Annotated in this window: 15 protein-coding genes; 3 read left to right on the forward strand and 12 right to left on the reverse strand. The window is 63.2% G+C overall.

From position 1 onward, the window contains the following. Window positions 1-27 precede the first annotated feature (27 nt). From ABFD52_09180 to ABFD52_09200, 5 genes are all read right to left on the reverse strand, one after another. Entirely contained in the window at window positions 28-1362 is a 1335-nt protein-coding gene (locus ABFD52_09180; protein ID MEN6560933.1) for a TldD/PmbA family protein, read from the reverse strand. 27 nt (window positions 1363-1389) lie between these two features. Continuing rightward, complete coding sequence (locus ABFD52_09185; GenBank protein MEN6560934.1) at window positions 1390-2913, reverse strand: TldD/PmbA family protein; 1524 nt, start codon at window positions 2911-2913, stop codon at window positions 1390-1392. A 190-nt stretch (window positions 2914-3103) separates the two neighbouring features. Then, window positions 3104-3670, reverse strand: a complete 567-nt coding sequence (locus ABFD52_09190) for a hypothetical protein (GenBank protein MEN6560935.1) — start codon at window positions 3668-3670, stop codon at window positions 3104-3106. Window positions 3671-3813: 143 nt separating this feature from the next. After that, a complete protein-coding gene (locus ABFD52_09195; protein ID MEN6560936.1) occupies window positions 3814-4728 on the reverse strand; it encodes a PIG-L family deacetylase in 915 nt (304 codons plus the stop codon). 101 nt (window positions 4729-4829) lie between these two features. Then, on the reverse strand, window positions 4830-5888 hold the full coding sequence (locus ABFD52_09200) for a hypothetical protein (protein MEN6560937.1): 1059 nt from the start codon (window positions 5886-5888) through the stop codon (window positions 4830-4832). 234 nt (window positions 5889-6122) lie between these two features. Here ABFD52_09200 and ABFD52_09205 point away from each other — a divergent pair, with 234 nt between their 5' ends. Then, complete coding sequence (locus tag ABFD52_09205; GenBank protein ID MEN6560938.1) at window positions 6123-6725, forward strand: L-2-amino-thiazoline-4-carboxylic acid hydrolase; 603 nt, start codon at window positions 6123-6125, stop codon at window positions 6723-6725. A gap of 112 nt (window positions 6726-6837) precedes the next feature. Further along, complete coding sequence (locus tag ABFD52_09210) at window positions 6838-7962, forward strand: beta-propeller fold lactonase family protein (GenBank protein MEN6560939.1); 1125 nt, start codon at window positions 6838-6840, stop codon at window positions 7960-7962. Between the two features lie 98 nt (window positions 7963-8060). On the opposite strand, the gene ABFD52_09215 is transcribed toward ABFD52_09210, so the two are convergent. From ABFD52_09215 to ABFD52_09235, 5 genes are all read right to left on the reverse strand, one after another. Continuing rightward, window positions 8061-10376, reverse strand: a complete 2316-nt coding sequence (locus tag ABFD52_09215) for a TonB-dependent receptor (GenBank protein ID MEN6560940.1) — start codon at window positions 10374-10376, stop codon at window positions 8061-8063. A 2-nt stretch (window positions 10377-10378) separates the two neighbouring features. Further along, the gene (locus ABFD52_09220; protein ID MEN6560941.1) at window positions 10379-11773 is read right to left on the reverse strand and encodes a PQQ-binding-like beta-propeller repeat protein; all 1395 of its coding nucleotides are present in this window, start codon (window positions 11771-11773) and stop codon (window positions 10379-10381) included. Between the two features lie 480 nt (window positions 11774-12253). Then, window positions 12254-13600, reverse strand: coding sequence for a DEAD/DEAH box helicase (locus tag ABFD52_09225; protein ID MEN6560942.1), 1347 nt, complete (start codon window positions 13598-13600; stop codon window positions 12254-12256). A gap of 205 nt (window positions 13601-13805) precedes the next feature. Continuing rightward, on the reverse strand, window positions 13806-15077 hold the full coding sequence (locus ABFD52_09230; protein MEN6560943.1) for an ISNCY family transposase: 1272 nt from the start codon (window positions 15075-15077) through the stop codon (window positions 13806-13808). A gap of 140 nt (window positions 15078-15217) precedes the next feature. Then, the gene (locus ABFD52_09235; protein ID MEN6560944.1) at window positions 15218-16384 is read right to left on the reverse strand and encodes an NAD(P)/FAD-dependent oxidoreductase; all 1167 of its coding nucleotides are present in this window, start codon (window positions 16382-16384) and stop codon (window positions 15218-15220) included. A 167-nt stretch (window positions 16385-16551) separates the two neighbouring features. On the opposite strand from ABFD52_09235, the gene ABFD52_09240 reads away from it, so the two are divergent. Next, a complete protein-coding gene (locus tag ABFD52_09240) occupies window positions 16552-16779 on the forward strand; it encodes a hypothetical protein (GenBank protein MEN6560945.1) in 228 nt (75 codons plus the stop codon). A gap of 219 nt (window positions 16780-16998) precedes the next feature. Here the strand turns inward: ABFD52_09240 and ABFD52_09245 are convergent, their stop codons facing one another. Next, window positions 16999-17760 (reverse strand): slipin family protein, encoded by a 762-nt coding sequence (locus tag ABFD52_09245; protein ID MEN6560946.1) that lies wholly within the window; start codon window positions 17758-17760, stop codon window positions 16999-17001. Window positions 17761-17912: 152 nt separating this feature from the next. Further along, window positions 17913-18281, reverse strand: coding sequence for a hypothetical protein (locus ABFD52_09250; GenBank protein MEN6560947.1), 369 nt, complete (start codon window positions 18279-18281; stop codon window positions 17913-17915). Window positions 18282-18423 lie beyond the last annotated feature (142 nt).

Here is an 18423-nt window from a genome sequence, read left to right on the forward strand (position 1 = left end):
CCGTCGGGGGCCGCCGTTGCCGCACCTTCATTCGCCGCCGATCTGCAGCAGCTTGATCCGCACGGTCGGAGCGGCGACGGTTTCGTTCTGGTCGAGGTCGCCGGCGACCAGGTCGATGCCGTTGAGGATCTCGTCGGCCGTCCCGGCGATGGTCAGGCCCCGCACCGGGAAGGCGATCCGCCCGTTCTCGATCCAGAAGCCGGACGCGCCGCCGCTGAAGTTGCCGTTGACCGGGTTGATGCCGTAGCCGGTGACCTCCTTGACCAGGAGCCCGGTCTCGGTCGCCGCGATGACGTCGTCGTACTTGGCCGTTCCGGCCAGCATGAAGAAGTTGTGCGGCCCGATCCCGGGCAGGCCGTCGAAGCCGCCGCGCGAGGCGTTGCCCGTGCTCCGGACCCCGGCCCGCCTGGCCACGGCGGTGTTGTACATAAACCCCTTGAGCACGCCCTTGTCGACGATGACCCGCTTCCGGGTCGGCACGCCCTCGCCGTCGAACGGCGCGCTGGCCATGCCCTTCTCGCGGGTGCCGTCGTCGACGAGCGTCAGGAGCTCCGAGCCGATCCTCTGGTCCATCTTCCCGGCCAGGAAGCTCGCGCCCTGCAGGACGCGCTCGCCGTTGACCGCCCCGAGGATGCCGCCCAGCAGCGCGCCGGCGACGTCGGCGTGGAAGATGACGGCGGCCTTCTGCGTCTTGACCGGCCGCGGATCGAGCGCCTCGCAGGCCGTCCGGGCCGCCTTGGCGGCGACGTCCTCGGCCGGCTTGAGGTCGCCGTAGAACCGCCGGCTGCAGGAATCCGACCCCGACGACTTCTGTTCGCCCTTCTCGGCCACGACCGAGACGCCGAAGCCGCAGCCCGAGAACCTGTAGCCCTTGAGGAGCCCGTTAGAGTTGGCGATGGCCACCTCGCCCTCCGACTCGCGGTAGCCGGCGCCGTCGCTCTTGGTGACCCGGGGGTCCTTCATGGCCAGCTTCTCCAGGCGCTTGGCCAGCTCGATCTTCTCCTCCATCGGCGCCTGGGCGATGCGCGGGTCGTAGAGCCCGGCCACCGCCGTCTCGCCTTTGTCGTCGGGCAGGACGTTGTTCGGGTCCGCCGTCGTGATCCGGGCGAACTCGACGGCCCGGCCGGCGGCGTCCTCGAGCGCTTTCTCCCCGAGGTCGTTGGAGCAGGCGAAGGCCATCCGGCCCTTGACGAAGACCCGGATGCCGGCCCCGGCGGCAACCGCCTCCTGGACGGTCTCGATGTCGCCCTTGCGCACGTCGAGGCTCAGGTTCCGGCCCGTTTCGATATAGACCTCGGCCGCGTCGGCGCCTTTCTTCAGGCACCGCTTGACCAGCTGTTCGGCTGTTCCCTTGATGTCCATCGTCCTTGTCCTTTCTTCGTCCCGCGCTTATCTGGCCCGCGAGCCGCCGACGTTGATGCCCCGGATCCTGACCGTGGGCTGCCCGGCCGTGACCTCGGCCGCCTGTCCCTTGCCGCAGATGCCCGGCCCGAAGTCCAGGTCGTCACCGACCGCGTCCACGCCCCGGATGACGTCGAGGCAGCTGCCGATGAGCGTCGCCCCCTTGACCGGGGTCGTCTTCTTCCCGTTCTCGATCAGGTAGGCCTCGCGGCAGGTGAAGTTGAAGACGCCGTCCGTGGGGTTGACGCTGCCGCCGCTCAGGCTCTGGACGTAGATGCCGCTCTTCGTCGAGGCCAGGATGTCGGCCGGCTTGTCCGTCCCCTTCTCGATGAAGGTGTTGGTCATGCGGACGATCGGCATGTAGCGGAACGACTCGCGCCGGCCGTTGCCGGTGCGCTCCGCCCTGATCTGCTTGGCCGAGAGGATGTCGGTCATGTACTTGACCAGCTTGCCGTCCTGGATGAGGACATTGCGCTTCATGGGCGTGCCCTCGTCGTCCCAGTTGGTCGTGCCGCGGAAGCAGGGCAGGGTGCCGTCGTCCACCATCGTGAATTTCGGGCCGGCCACCTGCTGTCCGAGCTTGCCGACGAAGACGCCGGTCTCGCGGGCGATGTTGTCGCCCTCGAGCGGGTGCCCGACGGCCTCGTGGGCAAGGACCCCGCCCCAGCCGTTCTGCATGACGACGTCCATCTTGCCCGCCGGCGCGTCCTTGGCCCCGAGCATGACGATGGACTCGCGGGCGCAGTTCCGGGCCGCGTCCTCGGGCCGGAGCTCGTCGAACATCTCGATCCCGGCGTGCCGGCTCAGGCGCTCGCGCCCCATGTGGGACGTGCCGTCGCCCGCGGCCAGGGCCTGGACGATGAAGAACAGGAGCGGCAGCTCGTCCCTCAAGTAGAGGCCTTCGCTGTTGGCGATCGTCCGGCCGCGGACCTCGTCGTAGTAGTCGATCGAGGCCATCTTGATCCGGGGGTCGTAGGCCAGGGCCGCGTCGTGGGCCCGCTTCATGATCTCGAGGCGCTTCTCGTCGGCCACCGCCTGGAGCGGGACCTTGACCGTGATGTACGACGGCCGCTTGCCTTCCCTGACGTCGACCGGCTTGACGGCCTTGGCCCCGCGGGCGACGTACGAGGCGACGTCGGCCGCGCGCAGGAAGGCGTCCAGGGTCAGGTCGTCGGTGTAGGCGTAGCCCGTCTTGTCCCCGGATATGACCCGGACGCCCGCGCCCTGGCTGATGCCGAAGACGGCGCTCTTGAACTTGCCCTCCTCGAGGAGGATCGAGCGCGAGACGCGGTTCTCGATGTAGATCTCGCCGAACTCGCCGCCCTTGGCCAGGGCGCGCCGGATGACCCGGTTCAGGTCCTCGAACGCGAACTGCGGGCGCGACGGCGCCTGCCCGGCCAGGGCGCCGCGCAGCAGCGACGGCGCCGCGGCCAGGGCGATGCCGCCCTTCAGGCCGAGCTCCAGGAACCTGCGCCGGGGGATGTCTTCGACGGAAAAGAGCTTGTCGGTCATGGGCCTCACCTCGGGAGGGAATTTTCGGTCAGACTCAGCATGAGTTTCGGATTATAACCCGGCAGAAGCGGGATTGCCACAGCCATTCCCATCGAAGACCTTCGGCTCGGCGCGGGACAAGCACCGCAGGACCGTGAAGCTCCCCTGGCTCTGAAGCGCGCGGGGGTGGGCCGCGGCCGGAGCGGATCCGTCAGAAGCGGATCCGGAAGCTGCAGCGGGACCCTCCGCCGAGGACCGTCTCCTCGATCTCCGCCGTGACGGGCTTGCCCATAAGGGTCGCAAAAACGGCCTCCTGCCAGCCGAGCGTACAGCGGCAGAACGAGGCCGGGGTCCGGCCCGGCTTGACCAAAGGGCAGGCGCAGGGGGCGGGTTTGCCGATGACGCGCAGGGTCCCCGCCTTCTCGTCGAGCTCCGCCTTCTCCAGCCAGGTGGTCTGGGCCAGGGCCAGGAATCCCTTGAGATCGCCCTTGTGCTTGTCGAGGAGCGGGGCTAGCTTATGGGAGCAGGCCGCGCCCAGCTTCCGCAAGATCCGGTCGCGGGCGGCTTCGTCGAGCTCCTCCCCCAAGACTCCGCACAGCAGGGCGAAGCGTTCTCGGGCGCCGCTCAGCTGGAATCTCAGTTGGGCCGTTTCGTCCGCGTCGGCCGGCGTTTGGCCGGCCGGGAGTTCGGTCCGGGCTTCGGCTCGGGACAGGAGTCCCAGGATGCCGCACCCGCAGGCGCCGACGGCGCAGGTCTTGAGAAAGTCCTTCCGCTTCATGTCTATCTCCTATCGTCTTTCTGGAGGACGGGGCTTAGGGCAAGTCTATACCCGCTTCAGGCCCAAGGGCAATTTTTCAATGACCCCGGGGGGCCAATATTGCACGACCGCTGACGCCGAGGCGCGGAGGCGAGCCCCGGCCGTCAATAGAACGGGAAGAGCCGCATGATCTCGGCCTTGTCGGGCGTGCGGCCGTACTCGGAGATCTCGAAGGCCTCCGCGCAGCGGATCTTGGCCGCCTGTTCGCGGCCGTACCAGGCCTCGAGGCTGCGCCGGAACCTGTCAGCGACCTCCATGTCCCCGTCGATGAAGTGCTTGCGGAGGGCCTGCCAGCGCTCCTTCTGCTTCGCGGGATCGTTCGTCAGGAGCTCGGGCGAGCCGCTGACGCCCCCCTCGTAGAACTGCGAGACCATGCCGAGCATGACCTCCAGCTTCTTGTCCATGACCGCGTCGATGCCGACCGCGATGTCGGCCTGGAACGAGTAGGGCTTCCGGAAGTCGTCCGAGAAATAGAGAAAGACGGGGTTGGTCTTCAGGGCCGGGACCTCGGGGCAGAACTTGGGCACGGTCACCATGTAGGCCGAGTCCTGGACGAGGACGCTGGTGTAGCGGTGGTCGGGGTGATAGTCGTTCGGCCGGTGGGTGATGACGACGTCGGCCCTCCACTCCCGGATCAGCCGGGTGATCGCCCTGCGGTTCTCGAGCGTCGGCTGCAGCTCGCCGTCGTGGTTGTCGAGGACCTCGAACTCGTAGCCGACGATCTTGGCGCCGTGCTCGACCTCGGCTTTGCGGCGCCGGGCCAGCTCCGGGCCCGAGTCCCGCCAGTGGCCGATGTCGCCGTTGGTCACGGACACGAACTTGACGTGACAGCCCCTGGCGATCCAGAGGGCCGCGGTCCCGGCCGCCCCGGATTCGGCGTCGTCGGGGTGGGCGCCGATGCAGATGATCCGCGGCTTGCCGTCGTCGGCCGGGGACGCGCCCGGCCAGGCCGGCCGAAAGAGGAAGAGGACGGACACCGTGGCCAGAGCCGTCAGCGCCGGCCATGCTCGTTTCATCATGTGACCTCTTTTCGCTGCCCTTCCATTAACCCGGCATCACCCTCACACGGCACCCTCATGTTATTGCCGCCGGCGGCCCAAGTCAACGATCGCGGCGGCGCTCAGCGCTTCTGCGTTTCGCAGGGGAAGCCTTCGAAGAGGGCCAGGACCTGACGGACCCTGTCCGCCGACATCCCGGGCCGGAAGTAGGCCAGGCTTTTGACGACCTGCTCCAAGGCCTCGTCATGGGAGTAAGGGTGAAAGGCCGAGGCGATATCGCCCGCCAAAGGCGCGTGAGCGTCCATCATGAGGGCCGGCCGGCCGCAGTCGAAATCGATCTTCTTCAGGTCGATGAACCTGAGCCTGGGATTCAAATAGGACTTGAGATAGAAGATCCCGTTGCCCGTGTCGCAGACGAGGCTCCAGCGGGTGTTCGAAGAAGCGACGCCGGCCAGAAGCCCGAAGGCGTGATCGACGGCTTGCGTCGCGCTCCCCTCCCTGAACCGGGCCAGGCCCGCGGCCAGCCGGGCGAACCTGTTGAGGGAATCGTAGGGATCGGCCGGTCCGGGCGTCTTTTTGGTCCAGTGGTCGAGGCATTCCCGGTACGGGGCGTTGGCCAGCGCATGGACGGGCAGCGCGCTTCCGCTCCGGATGGTCAGCCGGCCGCCCAGGCATTCGACAACGGCCACGGCGCCGGTCCGGTCGCAGGCCAGATAGTGGTCCCCGGTGTCGCTGATGCGGAGGCCTTTCGCCGCTTCGCGGACCTCGTCGATCGTGGCGCAAGTGTCGAGCATGTACTGCCACCAGAGGGCGCCGGCCAGGGCCGGCCGTTCGTCCGGGACCGGCGGCCTGGTCCCGTCCAGCTGCATCATGCTGAAAACGAGCCCGGCCTCGTTCATCCCACCCCAGGCGAGCTGGTAGCCGACGCAGGTGATGGTCACGCTGCCGTAGCGGGAGACCCATTGAGCCGTCCGGCCCGTCGTCCCCGCCTCCCAGCCGGATTTGCGGACGCCCCGCTTGTTGACGAACAGCTGGCCCGGCGCGAACCGGTTGTCGTAATTCGTGCCGAAAAAGACCGACCCCCTGTTGGGAAAGGCAATGGAGGAGAAGGGTAGAACCGCGGCCGGGGCCGCCAGCCCCAGGAACAAGAGAAGAACCGGTCCGTATCGACGCATGTTCATCGCACTCCCCCTTTGCCGTGTTCGGTCATCCGGCCACAATTATACGCCGCCCGGGTGCCCAGGCAATCCTCGGCGCTATGCCCCCCAGTTTGGCCAATAAGCTTGGACCTGGAGGCTCATCAAGCCCTCCCCTATGACTTGACATTCGGCCCTCTCGACCGATATTGAGAGAGAGGGGTTTCCGGGTCGGCAAGCATTCGCGCTTCGAAGATAAGATCGAGAAAGGGGGGTCGCATGTCGCATGCCAATCCCGGTGACGGCCGGCGGCGTTTTCTGACCGAGGCGCTGCCGGCGGGGGCGTTGTTCTGCCTGGGCTGCAGGGGCCTCACGGCGGCTGTCCAGAAGCCCGGGTACTTGGAGGACTCCGGCATGACCGCGGAGGCCGTATTCAGGTTCTCTTACGAGTACCTCGTGCCCGTCCTGGAGTCCATGGGGAAAGACGTCGGGAGGGAAAAACTCCTGGAGCTCCTGAAAAAGGGGGCGGCCGAGCGCTATTCTCGGATGGTCACCGCCATGGCCAAGGGCTACCCGAGCCGCGACCTGAAGTCGTTCGTGAAGATGATGGACGCGATGATGGCCGCCGTGCCCATCTATCGGAAGGCCTTTGCCTACGAGGTCACCGAGCTCACGGACACGGTGTGCGAGACGAAGTATACGGTCTGCCTGCCGGCCAAGCTCCTTCGGGAAATGAGCGAGGCGGATATCGGCTATGCCCTCGAATGCTCTTCCTCCGACCCCATGGTCAAAGCCTTCGATCCCAGGATGTCCTCGTCCTTCCTGAAGAACATGATGAAGGGCGACAGCGTCTGCATCGAACGCATCGTCCTGGCAGCCTGACCGGCCGGATGATCTGCTTCAGGGTCCGGGCCGGAGGGGAGAGATCTGGGCCGGAGGACTTCCTGATAATGCCCAAGATCTTGCCCATGATGGTTTGAGGGGGAGAAAATCCATGAAATATCCGCTGATCTGCGCTCTTGGCCTGGGATTGCTGGCGTGCTCCTTCGCGGCCTGCGGATCGGCAGGGAACGACGAGGAACCCCCTCCGGCAACGGTCTACAAGTATTACGCCTATGTGTCGAATAGTTGGTCGAACAATGTCACCGCCTTTGCGGTCAACACGGGCACGGGCGCGTTGACGGAGGTGGCCGGTTCTCCGTTTGCCGTGGGGCCCGTGCCGCGTTCGATCGGGATCGACCCCGCCGGCAAGTTCGCTTTTGTCGCGAATGATTATCCCAACAACGTCTCGGCCTTCGCCATCGATGCCGCCACGGGCGGCCTGACCGCTGTGGCCGGCTCGCCTTTTGCCGCAGGCACCAGCCCTCGCTCCGTGGCGGTCGCTCCCTCCGGCAAGTTCGTCTATGTGGGCAATGTCTATTCCAACAACGTTACCGCCTTCGCGATCCAGGCGGGTACCGGCGCATTGACGGAAATCAGCGGCTCGCCCTTTGGCGTCGGAGGGGGCTCTATCGCTATCCTCCCCTCCGGAACGTTCGCTTACGTACTCAGCGGGGGGAATATCTCGGCTTCAGCCGTCGATACGAATACCGGCGCGCTGACGGAGATCAGCGGCTCGCCCTTTGCCGCGGGAAATGTGCCTATCTCCATCGCGGTCGACCCCTCCGGCAAGTTCCTCTACATCGCGGATAATGGATTGTCGGGGAGCATATCCGCCTTTTCGATCGACACGGGCACGGGCGGACTGACCGCTGTGCCCGGCTCGCCCTTTGCCGTGGGCGGGCCGCCGAGCTCTATCACGGTCGATCCTTCCGGGAAATTCGCCTACGTGACGGAATCGATCTTGCCCGTCAGCTCAGGCGTCGCCGCTTTCAGCATCAATGCTACCTCGGGAGCGCTGACCGAAGTGGCCGGCTCGCCGTTCAACGCCGGGAGCGGGTCCATAGCCGTCGCCTGCGACCCTTCGGGCAAGTTCATTTACGTGGCGAATTACGGTTCGGACGATGTTTCGGTCTTTGCCGTCAATGCCGCGACGGGCGCGTTGACGGCGGCAACGGGCTCGCCTTTCGCGGCGGGCGATGCCCCGTGGTCAGTAGTCGTTATCCGGATTGCCCAGTAGGCCCCTGACGGCGGAAGATATCTCGCATTGGCTCGCCGCTTCCGGGCAATATCAGGCGCCCCTTGTAGGCATAATCGGATCTTCCGATGACCAGGTCGCTAAAGCGGCCGCCCTAAACCCAGCTTGGCCCCGACGCGCCAGAGGAGCGGCGGGCCCAGAACACGAAAGGGGGTCAGGGCTACCTCATACCTCCGGTTGAACAGGTTCTCGGCCGAAGCGAAGAACTCCAGCCCGGCCTGGACCCTTCTCGCAAAATAAAGGTCCAGGGTCAAGAATCCGGCCAGAGGAAGCAGGTTTCGATCGTCTTCAAACTGAGCGCCGATCGCGCGTCCCTGCGCACTGACGATCCATCCTCCCTGAGTCGTATAGCGAGCCTGAAAGGTGAGCTGTCGCCGGGGGACCTGCGGGACGCGCAAGCCTTCCAGGAGCGGGTTGGCGGAAAAGCTGACAACCCGGGCGTCGACCAGCTGCAAGCCAACGGAAAGATCGAGGGTTCTTGACAGCCGCGCCTCTCCTTCCAGTTCCACCCCCCGGGAGCGCGTCATCCCCAAGTTCATCCGCTTTCGGGTGATCAGATCGGGTGCGACGGTCAGGGTGATATTGGCGATCGGGCGCGAGATCTCGCTCCAGAAAAGGGTTGCCCGCAACGCGGCCCGGCCCCGAAACCCGGTCAGGTTCGTCCCGAGCTCGCCTCCCGCCAGCCGCTCCGCCCTCAACTCGCTGTTGGGAAGGGTGACGATATTCCCGACCCGGAACGAGCGGTACAGTTCGTAGAGCGTCGGGGCCCGGAACGCGGCGTAAGCGGAGGCGTTGATCCTCAGGTTTTCCCCCGCCTTGAACTGCAGGGCCACACGGGGACTCAGAGCCTTCTCCGATCGGCTGCCGAAAAGCGTGAGGGTAGACTCCTCGATGAGGGCCAGGGAGCGCTCTGTCGAAGATCCCCGGTAGTTCCTCCACTCGTCCGCGCGCAACCCTGTCGTAAGGATCCATCGGGAGCCGAGGAGAAGGAGATGTTCCGCGTAAAGACCGACCGTCCACTGGCTTCCTCCTACGTCGACGACATCGACGGGAGAACCCGCGGAGAACCCGGTTTGATCGCTGCGGCCATTGATCAGCCGGGTTTCGATGCCAAGCACGAGGGTCTGTGTGGTTCCTACAGGACGCGTCCATTGTCCGCTGGCGCCGGCCTGCCGGGAGGGGATACGATCACGGCGCGTCAATTCCTCGCTATTCCGATCCGCCGCTACCGCCGAAAACGTCTGGTTGAAGACCTGCCGGCCCCCGAAGAGCCGCCAGGACATCTTTCCTCCGCCAGGTGTCGGCCAATCTCCGCCCAGGGCGAGCTCTCCGATCCCGGTATCATTGTTCTGCTGCGGAGTGCCGTTCTTCCGCGATTCGCCAAAGAGCGAGACCCGGGCGAAGAGGCCCGCCTCCGGCGAAAACGATCTTCGAACGGTGAGATCCAGGGCCTGGTGCCGGGAGGACGCCCTCGTGTCCACAGAACCTCGGTCTTCAGGGGCAGTGAGGACATATCCGGCCGTACCGAAAGCTTCCCCGGAGGCGGTCACGGCCCATTTCCCCGAGATCAGGCCCGACGTCAGGGAAACGCTGGGCGTTAGTTCGTTCCCGAAGGCCGGCTCGATCCAAGCTCCCGAATAGGCCGTGGGGCGGGTGAGGATGTTGATCACGCCGCTGAGAGCCCCCGTTCCGTACAGGTGGGATGAGCCGCCGCGCAACACCTCGATGGAGTTGATGGAGGCGCGCGGGACACGGTCCCAGTAGACCCAGCCGCCGAATGGATCGTTCAGCGGGATCCCGTCCCTCAGAACGACGGCCCGACTCGGCCCGCTGGCCCCGATGCCTCGCAAGGATGCTCCCTGGGAGCTCGGGTTCGCGGTGCGGCTTCCCGAACGGCGGAATAAGCTGAACCCGGGGACCTGGCGGAGGACGTCATCGATGCCGAACGCCGCCGTCGTGGACAATTCCTCCGTCGTCAACACCACGACGCTCGCCGGCGTGTCGCCCACTCGGACCTCGGTCCGGGTGGCCGTCACCGTGACCTCACGCCTGACGGCCTTGACGGTCAGGACGACCTCGATGTGCGCCCGGCCGTTCCGACCGGCGATCCAGCTTTGCCCAAAATCGTCGAATCCGGCCGCCCGGACCGAAACTGTCCCCTTATTCCGCGGGACTCCCTCGAAGCGGAACTTCCCCTTGAGATCGCTCACGCTCTCGGCAGACCAGTCTTCGGTCCGCACCGTGATCTCAGCGCCGGGAATCGCCGCGCCGTCGGCGTCGAGGACGATCCCCTCTACGCGCCATCCCTGATCTTGAGCGGCCGGACCGGCGAACCCCAAGGATACGCAGACAAGCTCAGCCAGAAGACAAACGACGGCCTGGGCATTGGGCGTCACGGTCAAAGGGTGAAGATGATCACCGTCGTCGTGCCGCCCCCAAGGTTCCCGAAATTCCCCGAGACAAAACCGGAGATCGCGGCCACATACTGTTTGCCCTTGACCGAATAGCTGACGACGCCGCCGCCGACCGGGCCGCCCGTGTTGAACCGGAAAAGGACTTCGCCCGTGCGCGCGTCGAGTGCCATGAAATCCTGCCCGTGCTCGCCCGTGAAGACCAGCCCGCCCGAGGTCGTGCAGACCCCGGCCAGCATGGGCGCGCCGGAATGATAGGTCCAGCGCTCCTTTCCGGTTGCGGCGTCAAAGGCCGTGAGTGAGCCGCGGGATTGTTCCCAAGGGTCAAGGGTGAACGTCCCCCCTAGATAGAAGGGATTCTGGCCTCCAAGAACGGGGGCGTCCTGGGCCTTTACGTAAGTACAACCGTACTCCACCGAGGGGACGTAGAGCATGTCCGTGATATGGTTATACGCGGGGCCGCTCCATTCCTCGCCGCCCACCGCGCCGGGAAAGACATGCACGGGATTGGCGGTGACGGGGACGTCGACGTTCTCGCGCCGGGTAAACGGGACCGAATAGAGCAGGGCGTGGCTGACGCGGTCGATGACGCGAAGCAGTCCGTCCTTGCCGGCGACCGCGACGAGCTCCCGCTGGACGCCCCGGACCTTGGTCGTAAAGAGAGGGCTCACCTGGGTGAGGTCCCAATCGTGGGTATCGTGCGGGACGGCCTGGTAGTACCAGCTCAGCTTGCCGGTGTTCACGTCCAGGGCGACCATGGAACATGTGTAAAGGTTGTCCCCCGGGCGCAAGTTGTCATAGAGGTCCGGCGCCGGATTGCCGATCGGCACGTAAACCAATCCCCTGGCGCTGTCAAGGGAGAGAGGGGTCCAGACGTTACCGCCGCCGTGGGCCAGAACGTCCGGGTCCTTGCCCCATGTCTCCGCGCCGGGTTCGCCGGGATCGGGAACGGTGTTGAACTTCCAAAGCGGCGTTCCGTCGGAGAGGCTAAAAGCTCCGACCCAGCCCTTGGCCCCCCAATCCGATCCGGCCGGCCCCATGATGATACGGTTTCCGGCGATGAGAGGGGGAGCGCTGAGGAATTCGCCGTCCTTCGGGGAAGCGATCGGACGTTCCCATCGCAGCGCCCCCGTCGCCGCGTCCAGGGCGACCAGGTAGCCGTCGGGCATGCCGCGGACGACCAAGCCATCCTTGATCGCCGCCCCGCGGCTGGTGAAGTAATTCTCCTTGTCTTTGGGCTTCCAAACGTATTCCCAGAGCCTCCGGCCCGTCGCGGCATCCAGGGCCACGGTCGTGTGCGTCGTCGTGATGTACATGACGCCGTTGTAGACAAGCGGATTGGTCTGTGACGGGCCGCATTCCCTTGTCTGGAAGATGGCCACGGCACGAAGTCCGCGAACATTTTTCGTGGTGATCTGATCTAGGTTGACGAATCGCTGGCCGGTATAATCGTGTGTGGCGTGGAGCCAGTTCGCCCCCTGCCCTGCAGCGGCGTCAAGCTCGGCCTGTGTCGGGCCTTGCTGCGCCGCGGTCGGCAGCGCCAAGAACACAACGAATCCACATAATAGAAACGCGCCCAGAGTCCTATAACGGTTCATTTTCTACCCCCCCTAATCAGGCCAAACTCAGATCTATTTTCCATATTAGTCGCCGGTGCCGACCGAGTCAAGGGAATCTAGTGAAGTGCCCCCTGGCCGACTCGAACAGGCGAAGAGCGGATGACCTGCCCCTTGATAATCTATCCGGGTATAATGAGGAAAGATCTGGTGGCGAGCCCATCCCCTAGCGTGGCGTGCCCGAGAGGATCCGGCCCTCCGACCGTTGGATCCGGATTCAAATCCCCTGTTCCTGGCCGGCAGCGTTCATGAGGAATGAGAAAAGTTGCCCCGGCGAAAGGCCGAACGGGCTTGGGACCGCCGCGCCTTTCCTCCTCCGGCCGTTCGCCTGTCCTCTCTTCCGCCTCGGTAATTATTCTGCGGGGCGGCTGTCGCGCGCTGGTTCCCGGACGGTTTCGCGGTCTTCTGTTCCCTTCGTTCCTGAGGTTTGCGCGGAAGACGGGCGAATTCGAGATCGCGGCCCGGCATGGGCTTCGTATAATCAAAACCGTCCAGCGTGCGGCGCTCCACCCGATTGCCGAGGACGCGCTCGATATTGCGGACCATCTCCCCGTCTTCTCGAGTCGTGAAGGTGAAGGCGTCGCCGGTCTTGGCGGCACGTCCGGTGCGCCCTATCCGGTGCGTGTACGCATCGGCGGTGTCAGGCATGTCGTAGTTGATGACGTGGGATATGCTCGAGACATCGATGCCGCGGGCGGCGATGTCTGTGGCGACGAGTATCTGATAAGAGCCGGCACGGAAGCCGTCCAGCGCCGATTGCCGTCTTTTCTGCGAGAGGTTGCCCTGCAGGGATGCGGCCCGGTAGCCGGCTTTTTCCAATTGTTCTCCCAAGCGCTTGGCGCGGTGCTTCGTGCGCGTGAATATCAGGACCGATTCCGTATCGGTATGACGCAGCAGCTCCAGGAGGAGCGCGGTTTTCAGATGCTGTTCGATAGGATAGAGCGCGTGCGCGACCGTGCTGACGGGCGCCGCGTAATTGACCTGAACCGTCACCGGGGCGCGGAGGATCTCCTGCGCCAGCTTGCGGACGTCCCCGGGCATGGTCGCCGCGAACAGGAGCGTCTGACGTTGCGCGGGCAGGTGTTTGATGATCCTCCTGACATCGGGCAGGAAGCCCATGTCGAACATCCGGTCCGCCTCGTCGAGGACGAGCACTTCCACGTGCGACAGGTCGATCGTACGCTGCTTGATATGGTCGAGCAAACGCCCCGGACACGCGACCACGATCTCGACGCCGTTGCGAAGGCTCCGGACCTGCGGGCTTGCGCCCACTCCGCCGTAGATCGCCACGCTCCGAAGGCGCGTCAGCTTGCCCAAGCTGACGATCACCTCGTGGATCTGCTCCGCCAGCTCCCGCGTGGGCGCGACGATGAGGGCGCGGACATGACCGCGAGGTCCCCGCATCAGACGGTCGAGGATCGGCAGGGCAAAGGCCGCCGTCTTCCCGGTTCCCGTCTGGGCCAGCCCCATGACGTCGTGTCCCTCGAGGACCGGCGGGATCGCCCGCTCTTGGATGGGCGTCGGCTCGAGATAACCGACGGCCTTGACCCCGGCCGCGACATTGGCGTGAAGACCAAAATTACTGAATTCCATAAAGTCTCCTAATTTTTCTTATTCTGCGATCGGGGGGAAGAAACCAAGTGTATTCGAGGATTACAGTGACGGGGTTCTTATCCGCGCAAGGCAGTTATTTGTCGCTTAGTCTACCAGTTATGGGGCCACGCTGTCAAGTCGAAGGCGACGGCTGTAAAGGCAAAGTAAAAACTTCCGGTTCTTAGCAAAGTGAAAACTTCCGGTCTCATAGGGGCTGTCCGTTCCCGAAGAGCTGATGCCGCCACGGATGAGCTGCCGGGGGGTTGTACTTGGGCGGCTTGGGTCTGATCTTCACCACGACCGGCTTCGGAGCCGGCCGTTTGGGCTCCCAGACCTCTCGGTAAGCCAGATCCCGGCCCTTGTGCCGCAGCGCGAGCCTGCCATCGAACCGCTCGAGGACCACGAGCTTCTGCTGCCGCAGGGTCAACGAGGGCTTGTCCAGGACGAACGTTCGGCCTCGCCACTTCACCAAATACCCCTCGTTGACCGTCCGGAAGCCCTTGATACAGAGAACGTCGTTCAAAACGACCGACTTCGGCAAGGGGCGATGGAGATCTCCCGGCTCCCGGGCCTCCGTCGTGCGGCGCCGGTTGTGGACGTCACAGTATCGCTGGAGGAATCGGTTGGCCCCATCCAGGGTCTTGATGCCCGCTAGCCTCATCTCCTTGACCAGCCGGTCCTGGAGCGTGCGGAAGACCCGTTCGACCCGGCCCTTGGCCTGGGGCGAGTGGGCGTGGATCGTCTGGATCCCCAACTCCCCCAGGGCTCGCTCGAACTGCGTCTCGGCCTGCTGCTTGTCCTTCAGCAGCTCGTCCATGTCGGCCTGGCGCGTCGTCTTATAGGTGCTGTGCTTGTCTAGATATATGGCCAGGGGAAGCCCGTAGAGCTCGATATAGCACCTCAGGCTGTCCATGGCCGGATAGACGCCCTCGTGGTCATAAAAACGCCCGTAGAAGCGCCCTGTCGCATCGTCCACATAACCCATCAGCACCAGCCGCGGGCCCCGGCCCTCCAGCCAGTCGTGATGGGACCCATCCATCTGGACCATCTCGCCCAACCGGTGCCGCCGCTCCCGCCAGAAGTGGGCCGCCTTACGGAACCGGCGGCGCTTCCACAGCCCCTTGGCCATCATCACCTGCCGGAGCTTCTCCCGGCTGACCTCGATCCGATGACGTTCCCGTAGCTTCTCCGAGGCCAGCAGCGGACTGAAGTCCGGATACCTCGTCCGGATGATCGCGGCGATCCGGTCCGCCATCGCCTCCGACATCTTCCGCGGCGACGGGCGGCCGCGACCCCGATGGATCAAGCCCTTGACCCCTTCCTCCCTGACCCGACCCAGCAAGGTCCGGACCTGGCGGTCCGATATGCTCAGAAGCTGGCTAGCGTACACCTGGGTGATCAGTCCGTCCATGACCTGGTGAAGAACCCTCAGCCGTTCCGCGTTCCGCTTCGTCAACGTGACCGTCTCCTCTGCCATCCGGTCCTCCTTAACAACAGGAGAACCTTACCTCCGGCCCTCAAGAACCGGAAGTTTTCACGTTGCTAAAAGCGGAAGTTATCACGTTGCCGCTACAGTCGAAGGCGACGGCCCGAGAGGATTCGAAATAACAAATGAAATCAGGCAAATTGGCCGGCGGCCCAGCCCGAAGACCACGCCCACTGCAAATTGTATCCTCCCAGCTCGCCCGTCACGTCCAACACTTCCCCGGCGACAAACAAGCCGGGTATCTTTTTGGATTCCATTGTTTTGGAAGAGATCTCGGCCGTATCCACGCCTCCGCCCGTCACTTCGGCGGCGTCGTAACCGTCTCTTTTTTGGGGCGTCACTTGCCAATCGTGCAATCGTTCCGCGACCGATCTGAATTCTTTTTCAGAGGTCCGGTTCAAGGGTTTGGAAGGGGAATAGAGCCCGCACCATCTTTTAGCGAACCGTTTCGGCATAAACGAGGAGAGAAAAGTACTCATCTCCGTTTTGTCTTTCCGATGAATCATCATTTCCTGAAAAATATCTTTTTCGGGAAACAGGTCGATCGAGATCGCCTGGCCGTCTTTCCAATGCGAAGAAATCTGCAGAACGGCAGGTCCGCTCAAGCCTCGGTGCGTGAAAAGGATATTTTCCCGGAAACGATGGCTTCCGCATTTCACGACCGTATCGAGGGCCAGTCCCGACAAGTCCTTGAAATTCTTGAGATCGTTTTTGTTCCACAAAAGCGGGACCAGAGCGGGGACAGGTTCGATCACATTAATCCCGAATTGCCGAACGATCTGGTAACCCAAGGGGGTGGCCCCGATCTTCGGCATCGCGAGGCCTCCGGTCGCGATCACGAGCGATTCGGACTCAAAATGGCCCCGGCTGGTAACAACTTCAAACAACTCTCTTTTTGACGCCGCCACGATCCGGCAATGGAGCTCGATCGCGACGTTCGCCCGGACGCATTCGTCCTGAAACATCTTCACGATCCAGGCTGCCCCATCACGGGTGAAGAGCTGGCCCCATTTCCTTTCAACGGTCCGGATCTTGTGGCGCTCGAGGAGCGCCATCATGTCCTGCGGTGTAAAACGGGAAAGAGCGGATCTCGCGAAGTGCGGGTTTGACGAGAGAAAATGAGTCTCGTCCAAAAAACGGTTCGTAAAATTGCAGGCGCCGCCCCCAGAGATCCGGATCTTGTTCCCGATGGCCCCGGTGTGTTCGAGGAGGACGACCGACCGACCCCGCTTTCCGCACTCGACGGCGCAAAAAAGGCCCGCCGCGCCCGCACCGATGATAACCACATCCTTCTTCATGCCGGCCATTATACCAATCTTGCCTTGGGAATAGGGGTCGAGGCTTGACCAACCTCTCAGTTCCCGGATGAAGTTCGTTGTCACCTCCCTCCCAGCCGGAGCAGAGAAAGGGATTGAAACAAAGGCGGCAAGGGCATTATGATCTCCAGGAAGGAGATATCCGAATCATGGCGAAGATAAGCTTAAAGGCCTCAGTATACAGGGTGGCGAAGGGGAGGGCGGAGATCGCGAGAGAGGAAAAATGGCAGAAGACGGCGAAATTAGCGACGAAGAGACGCCTGGAATCGAAAAAGCGCAATAAAGTAACCCCAGGGGCGAAGGACCCCGAGAGTCTAAGCCAGGGCAAAGCCACGGAGCTTATTGGGCCCGAGGCCCCGGATAAAGATGATAGATGAGTTCTTAGAAAGCCTTAGAAAAAAGGTTTTCGTTCGATTAAGCGCTTAGTTCGCCGCCGTAGTGATTGAGGCGTGGGGGCGGCCACATGCCCAAAGACAAAGATATACCCATATCCCCGAACAAGTACTTATTGGAGATATGACCCGCCCCCGCCCTCAACTCATCCGTCGGTCACCAGGAAATGCAGGTGGGGGTGAAGACTGTCGTTATCCTCGATGCTATCTTTTCTCCTGCGGTTTTTCGTAAGAGAAGGCCTTGAGGAGCTCGATGGGCAGCGGGAAGACGATCGTGGAGTTCTTCTCTGTGGCGATTTCGGCCAGGGTACTGAGGAAGCGGAGCTGGAGGGCCTGGGGGTTTCGGGAAATGATGTCGGCGGCCTGGGTGAGCTTGTCGGCGGCCTGGAATTCGCCTTCGGCGTGGATGACCTTGGCCCGCCGTTCCCGTTCGGCCTCGGCCTGCCTGGCGATGGCCCGGATCATGTTCTCCGGCAGGTCGACCTGTTTCATCTCGACGAGCTGAACCTTGATGCCCCAGGGATTGGTGTGCTGTTCGATGATCTCCTGGAGGCGCGCGTTGAGCTTGTCCCGCTCAGAAAGAAGGTCGTCGAGCGGCACTTGGCCGAGAAGACTTCGCAGGGTCGTCTGGGCCAGCTGGGAGGTAGCGTTGACATAATCCTGGACTTCGATCACGCACTTGAGCGGGTCGATGACCCTGAAGTACAGGACGGCGTTGACCTTGACCGTGACGTTGTCCTTGGTGATGACGTCCTGCGGCGGGATGTTCATCGTGATGAGCCGCAGGCTGATCCTCACGATCCTGTCGATAGGCGAAAAGACCAGGATGATGCCAGGCCCCTTGGGCTTGGCGAGAACGCGGCCGAGCCGGAAAATGACCCCCCGCTCATATTCCCTGAGGATCTTGATCGAACTCAGGATATAAAGGACGATTAGCCCGACGACGATGATTGGATAAGTGACCATTATTTCTCCTTGCAGAAACTGCAGGGCCTCCCTGTATAATATTACGGGTTAAGTTTTCCTGATGCTGATTCTCAGGGATGAGCTCCTGCCAATCTAACCCTTCACCCCCATAGCGAGAACCCAGCGTCTATCTCTATGCGGCGCCATCATCCTCAAACCTCATCCCACTCCTCGGTCTTCCAGTTCCAAACCTTTTGGTTCCACCACCTCGCATAGTAGAAAAGGTCCCTCACTTGTTCCCTCTCATCTTGAGGGAAATACATGTTGATCCCTTTCCTGTTGGCAAGCTCAAGTTCGTGGGGAGAGGCAGTTTTCATGAACCTCTCCTTCATGAACTCAGCGCTTGGAAACATCACGAGATCGGGGTTTTCGAGGCTCGCTAGCGTGAGGGAAGAAGCCGGTCCGTCGGTGTAATCCCCCTTCTTGCCGCAGGCCATACCCTCCGCGCGAAGCGCATGGCTGCGCATTTTGTTTTGGAAATCTTCTTGAGATCCAAACATCTTTTTGAATAGCGCTGTCATGGCTTTCCCCTTTCTACCTCCACTATCGACCCGAAACCCGCTGATGTCAAGCCGAACACCCCAGCGCGCTTAGCCGTGCTGGAGGTTTCTCGATCCGGTTCATACCATCTACTGGGACCGGCTTCCCCCATGGCCTGCGCGG

The organism is Acidobacteriota bacterium, assembly GCA_039683095.1.
Classification (GTDB): domain Bacteria; phylum Acidobacteriota; class Aminicenantia; order Aminicenantales; family Saccharicenantaceae; genus RBG-16-66-30.